The organism is Acinetobacter sp. YH12255, from assembly GCF_013417355.1.
Lineage (GTDB): Bacteria > Pseudomonadota > Gammaproteobacteria > Pseudomonadales > Moraxellaceae > Acinetobacter > Acinetobacter pseudolwoffii.
In genome coordinates this window covers 1-6051 of the sequence record NZ_VPEC01000079.1, presented here as the reverse complement: position 1 = coordinate 6051, position 6051 = coordinate 1, and the positions used below count along the sequence as shown (strand labels likewise).

Below are 6051 nucleotides of genomic sequence, written 5' to 3'. Positions count from 1 at the left end.
AACAACCATTTGGAGATTTTATCCATGATTTAGCCATTGTTTTGCTTATTTCATTGCCATTCTTTGTTTTTTTTCGGTTTGGTGGTATGCCTCGAGCAAAGGGGCTGTTTCGTGCAAAGGTCTCTATTATAAAAAAATATCATATTTATTTTTTTTAAGAAATAGTTTGATGAATTTTGAATAAGAGATTTTATGTTAAATTTCAATCTAAGCCCTGCTATAGGTTGTAATGCTTTGGCTCAGGAAAATTAAACTTAAAGGAGTCTTAATTTTGGACAATATTATTCAACTTTTAAAACCATGTACGCTTTGTTGAAATGGACAGAATGTACAGCTTTTTGCAGGATTGATGCTGTGTGAAAGTTGTCAGGAAAATATCAGGCTTACAAATCCAGGTATGTTCTCTGCCAATGATAAGATTGAACAGAAAGCTCAGGATTAACCTGAGCTTTTGCATAAAAATTAACAGCGGTCTGCTGCTTTCAATAGAGCATTACATTGCTTATCACTACTTTGTTTTACAGAATTAGAACCCGAACAAACTGCCTGGGAACTAATAGCTCCTCCAACTGTTGTGATATAACATTGATGTGATTTTTTTCCTACAGTGGCTACAAAGTTTATCGTGCCATCAATAGATCCTTGTCTATTTGATATGGCCACTTTGTCTGAAGTTGTATTTAAAGCAAAGGCTGCCTTTTGTTCTAAAGTTTGATCCTGGATGACCATATTTCCGACTGTGCCGCATCCTACAAAAAGAGATGCAAATAACAATGGTAAAAATTTGAAATTTTTCATAAATTTTCCTAAATATATTTAAATAAGTTAGATTCCAAAACTACAATTAGGAATTTCTTTCTGGAGCTCTCGATAGTTATCTTTAATTTTATCCTGTTCGACTTTTTGAGCATCTCGCGCAAAAATATTGAATGCTTTAGCTTCCTCTCTATATTTCAATCTTAAGCTTTCGCAGTTTTTCTTATGTGTGATCATCTGTTTTGCATCATCTTCACTAATTTTGGTATAGCGTTGATTACTAATTCGCAGTGTTTTTCCATCATCAGATAAGTTGAATGTGATAACTGCTAAACCGTTATTCACACCAAGTTCTTTTTCTTTCTTCTCTAAAACCGTTCCTGATTTTTTATTTCCAAACCAATCAGTTTCTGAAAGAATATTCTCATTTACGATGTAAGTTTCTTTGCCCTCTTTATAGATTTCTAAAACTTTTGGATATTTTGTATCTTCAAGTTGCCAGTAACCAACATATTTATCATGAGGTTTGGAACATGCTGTTAAAGCTAAAGCAACTAAAGTAAGGAAAAATATTTTCATGATTTGCTCAGACAAATTAGATTTTAAAAGGTCATAAGAATAGAGTATTTTTCAAGTATGTCTAAGGACATAAAAAACCAGATTTGTATATCTAACGTAATGAAAAAAAACACTATTATTTTATTTCAATCTCTAGATTATATGTTTATAACAAATTGGCTATCTGGTAAGTCGATCATTATTCTTAGTGTTATCAGTTTTATGTATTTTAGATTTTTTATATATTGTTCTTAAGCAAGGCGGAAAGTTAATAAAATAATTATGACCTATCTAGCCACGTGATTTAGGGTCAATTTTTATCTCTCCCAACCCTCGGTTGGGATTTTTGCCTGAGATTTCGCATAAGAGATTTTATGTTAAATAAGAAGACACCTTTAAAAGGTGTCTAATAGATATTTAAGTTTCTTTCAGAAAAGTTTCGATAATTGGGAAGACTAACTCTTCATATTTATCAAAGACTTTAGGGTCATTTATATTTTGACAAATATAATCGCAAAATTTATTTTTTTCAAAATTTTGAATTTTTTGTAAGCATCCATACTCATCTTGCTTTTCTCTTGTCACATAAAACTCTTCAGTAAAAAGCTCCATATTTAGAAGATTCTCTGAACCTTTTTTAATTTTTGTATTATCTAAATTACAAGGGACTTTGTCTTGTGTGATATTTCCAAGGGTCTGCCTACTAATGTTAGTATCACAATCATATAAAAATAAGACCTTACGATTTATTGCCGTCAAATTGTGTTTTAAAAACTCAAACCCTTTGTTTAAACTACTTTCCCCACCAAATTTAACTTGTCCGTTTTCTTGTGTAATACCGATTTCATCAATATCTATATTTTCCAACCATTCATTTTTTTCTTTTAAGTTAAAAGCTTTTTTTAAAAACTTAATATCTGTTTTTCCTTCAACAAGTATAAGTGGCTTTAATGTTTCTTGAATTTTTTTATGTAAATTCTCTTCAAATTTAGCTGTTTCTTTATAAATATTAAATGATTCTTCGAATTCATTAAATCGTTCTGAAGTAATATTTATTCCTGAAGGAAGATCAATTATTTGAATATTTTCAGCTCCCAATTTATTCTCTATACCTAAGACAAAAAGTGGTGAATGTGAGGTAACGATATACTGTATTTTCGGAAAAAGACTTATAAGCTTAGGCAAAACATCACTTTGATGTTTACTATGTAAGTGTGTGTCAATTTCATCAATAACAACTATTCCTTCTATATTTTCTAAGCGGATACTATTATTCATATCTTTATAATCCGCATGACGTATTATTGTAATAAACAAGTTAAGTAAAATCAGTTGTCCTGTAGAAAGTTGCTCTAAAGTTGGTACAACAACTTTTCCTCTACAATGTATTGACAATCGAGATTCTGCCGAATTTCGCCATCCCGTTTTTAGATATATTTCATCATTTTCTAAAACTGTTTGAAAAATTTTATTGATATTTCTGTATGAATGGTTAATAGCTTGTTTATTTCTAATTTCTTGATTTCTATCATCTTCACTTTTTATGTGATCTAGCTCAGCAGGTAAAATAGCGGAATCTAAAATAACATCTAGCATCCACTGAATATTTTTTTGAAAAGTATCAACGCACATGATTTCTTTATTTAGATTTCCACCATATTTTACTTCAATACTAAATAAATCTTGGTTTTGTGCATTTAAGTTTAACCAATGTGGAGTAACTTTTCGGAAACTTGGGAAAAAAGTAATAGTATTTAAAAATAATTTTTTTATAACTTCTTCTGAAGCTAAAATATTTTTATCAGGATTATTATCACTTTTAAATGTAGTTATTTTATTTCCATACAAATTTAATAATTCCTGTGTAAAAGATATCTCTCCAATTTTTTCACAATAATGTATTTCATTGTTAGATTGATCATCTATAAACCGTAAATATGCAGAAGCACTTTTACTATTATTACTGGTTGATATATCTTTTCCTGATATTACTCTAAAATATGGATTGTCAAGATTATTTGATTTCTTTACTATATCGTTAAATTGTTTTTTTGCTAATTCGTAAAAAGAATCTGCTATATAAGATAAAGTATATGTTTTCCCTGAGCCATTTTTCCCCACTAAAATTATTGGTTTCGGATTAAAGTTTTCTTGCAATTCAAATTCAAGGTCTAATTTCTCAATGGGCCCAATATTTCTAATGTGAAGATTTCTTAAGTACATTAAATTTCCAAGGTTACTTTAACTAGTTGAAAAAAATAACCTATCATATAATTCATCATAAAAAACTATGTCTGTTAAAGATTTTAAAATGTAAAGATCATCTAAAACTAAGATAATCTGGTTATCCGAAACAGTAGCCTATAACTCTCGTTTTTTTGTTCTAAAACTGCTAAAATTCTTATACGCCATTGACGTACCTTAATCTATGTTATTCATTGAAACTAGTATTTTTACCAAGCAAATCAAAGAGCTTGTGAACGATGAAGAGTATCGTCAGCTCCAGCAAGATCTTTTGGTACAGCCTGATAAAGGTGACTTAATCAAGAATGGCGGTGGAATTCGTAAAGTACGCTGTGCTCAAGGCAATAAAGGTAAAAGTGGCGGCATCCGTGTGATCTATTACTGGGTCACAGAAGATGATCAGATCTTTTTCCTGGTGGCTTATCCAAAGTCTGTAAAAGATAATCTGACAGACAAAGAGACCTCGATTTTGCGTCAATTAGTGAAGGAGCAATTTCATGGATAACAACTTATTTGATGACCTGATTGCTTCAATTAAAGAAGCTGGTGCCATTAAACGCAATGAAATGAAAGCAAGTCGAGTGACTGAGCTTGAGTTACCGGATATTAAACAAGTACGTGAGAAAACAGGCTTAACCCAAGCTGAATTTGCTGCACGTTTGCATATTAGCGCGAGAACCCTACAAAACTGGGAACAAGGTCGTCGCTATCCAACTGGCCCTGCAGCGACTCTAATTCGCATTCTGGATGCCCATCCAACCCTAATTTAAAAAGTTTAGATAATAAAAAACCCCAGCATCCTGCCGGGGTTTCTCATATTGGGTTGCTAGGTATGACTCCTGTCTTACCTCACTCTCCTGGTGCGATCTTTCTTATTCTTGTTGTTTGGAACATCCTGTTCTCTATGACTTCATCATAGGAAAATTCACCTATCCTGGATAGCCGCAAAGGGCCGAGTTTTATGTGAGCCAAAGCGTACAAAATAGCCTAAATTTTATCCCCAGCAATTGGGGATAGTTTTGGAACCTGGATCCGTATGAAATAGGCACTGATCGCCAAATTGATCGTTTTTTATCCAAATTTACTGGCAAAATGTTACAGATCTGCTTAAAAATTCACCAACTTATTACAAAAGCCATTTTTTGTGCATTTTGTGGTCAGGGTGAATTTTTTAAGTTATTGATTTAAATGTTAATATACAAGTGTACTTCGTATAAGCGCCATTATGTTAAATAAAAAAGAATTTTAAGAAGAAATTAGATTTAACAGTCGAAAATCAAAAGAATCCGAAACTGGTTCTTTACCTTGAAACCAAATACAATCTAAGGAAATTTGGATAGCCTCGATAGGTAAATCATCAATTTTAATATCTATTTTTTCTGCTAAATACTTTTTTAATTCAGTATTATTTAGATGAGTAGGTAGTTGACTGATTGAATAATATTTACCGTTTCCTTCTATCATATAAATAGAAATCGATTCTACTACTAAATTAGGACTACCTGAATTAAGTTGTACTATAGAACCTTGTTTAATTAACATTTTTTAGCCCACCTACTTATTGATTGGATAGTAAACAGATACATGAATACAATTTATTTTTTAAAAAATTATTCATCTCTTTCAGAACGATTTGATGAAGGACCATTTCGCTTCGAAAGAGTATATCTTGATCTTTATAGTCGAGATGAAGATGATGATACTGAATATGAAAATATAGAATTCGATGATGAAACTCATTGTTGTTTCAGTCTGACTATGGCTAATAAGATATATGAGTTTGTCTCAATTAATACAAATAAAAGTTATTTAGTTTGTGAAAGGTGTTTAGTTTTAGATTTTATTAGTAATGAAGAAAACATAAAAAAAGTAGAAAAAATTAAGAATGATCAGGACTTCTTAAAAGAAAATAATTTAAAAATAGGCATAGTTGTACAGTTAAAATCAAAAGAAGGTCCTCTTATGACTGTTGAATCAGTCATAGACAACAAGATTCTATGTTTTTGGTTTGTAGGAACAAAATTATTTAGGGGGGAGTTTAGTCCTTTAGTATTGGTTAGTATAAAAAAAAACAGCCCTTTAGAAATAAATAACCTTGAAGAAATAGCTAAAAATATGAAAACTAAGCTAATTAAAGATAGATATTTAGAACAAGAAAGTGCTGCTATTTGGTTAGAGCAAATATACGGTGAAGCTGCGGTATATATTAATCAGTACGGTAATTTGGCTATAAACAAAAGTGTTTTAAAGGCATTTGAAGAAATAACTTCAACAAATGTAGTTTGGGATAAAGTGAATAAGTTATGGCGATTAAGAGAAAGTGGTGATTCTAATCCTAGAGGACAGTAAAGAGATTAAAGTAACATAGAGGTGGTCCCACTTGTTTGAACAACTAAAAGCTTATTTATAAGTGATATTCTGCTCTAGTTAAGCTACCTTATTTTGTTGTGGTAGCTGGTCATAGTAAAACTCATCTGGAGTCATTTTGTCCAG

Annotated in this window: 7 protein-coding genes and 1 pseudogene; 4 read left to right on the top strand and 4 right to left on the bottom strand. The window is 31.0% G+C overall.

Going from position 1 to position 6051, the window contains the following annotated elements:
- Positions 1–229 precede the first annotated feature (229 nt).
- Positions 230–442, top strand: a pseudogene (locus FTV30_RS16385) (hypothetical protein).
- 20 nt (positions 443–462) lie between these two features.
- Here FTV30_RS16385 and FTV30_RS15335 read toward each other — a convergent pair.
- The 3 genes from FTV30_RS15335 to FTV30_RS15325 form a co-directional block, all read right to left on the bottom strand.
- Positions 463–798: a hypothetical protein gene (locus FTV30_RS15335; protein WP_180001879.1), complete on the bottom strand. Its 336-nt coding sequence runs from the start codon at positions 796–798 to the stop codon at positions 463–465.
- Between the two features lie 27 nt (positions 799–825).
- Positions 826–1335 (bottom strand): hypothetical protein, encoded by a 510-nt coding sequence (locus FTV30_RS15330; protein ID WP_046206310.1) that lies wholly within the window; start codon positions 1333–1335, stop codon positions 826–828.
- Between the two features lie 396 nt (positions 1336–1731).
- Positions 1732–3537, bottom strand: coding sequence for an AAA family ATPase (locus tag FTV30_RS15325; protein ID WP_159373193.1), 1806 nt, complete (start codon positions 3535–3537; stop codon positions 1732–1734).
- Positions 3538–3742: 205 nt separating this feature from the next.
- Between FTV30_RS15325 and FTV30_RS15320 the strand changes: the two genes are divergently transcribed.
- Entirely contained in the window at positions 3743–4063 is a 321-nt protein-coding gene (locus FTV30_RS15320) for a type II toxin-antitoxin system RelE/ParE family toxin (protein ID WP_005404023.1), read from the top strand.
- Positions 4056–4328, top strand: a complete 273-nt coding sequence (gene nadS, locus FTV30_RS15315; RefSeq protein ID WP_180001878.1) for a NadS family protein — start codon at positions 4056–4058, stop codon at positions 4326–4328. The genes FTV30_RS15320 and nadS overlap by 8 nt, the downstream gene beginning before the upstream one ends.
- 475 nt (positions 4329–4803) lie before the next feature.
- Here nadS and FTV30_RS15310 read toward each other — a convergent pair whose 3' ends face one another.
- A complete protein-coding gene (locus FTV30_RS15310; RefSeq protein WP_180001877.1) occupies positions 4804–5100 on the bottom strand; it encodes a hypothetical protein in 297 nt (98 codons plus the stop codon).
- 42 nt (positions 5101–5142) lie between these two features.
- Between FTV30_RS15310 and FTV30_RS15305 the strand changes: the two genes are divergently transcribed.
- Positions 5143–5907, top strand: coding sequence for a YodC family protein (locus tag FTV30_RS15305; protein WP_180001876.1), 765 nt, complete (start codon positions 5143–5145; stop codon positions 5905–5907).
- Positions 5908–6051: the final 144 nt, after the last annotated feature.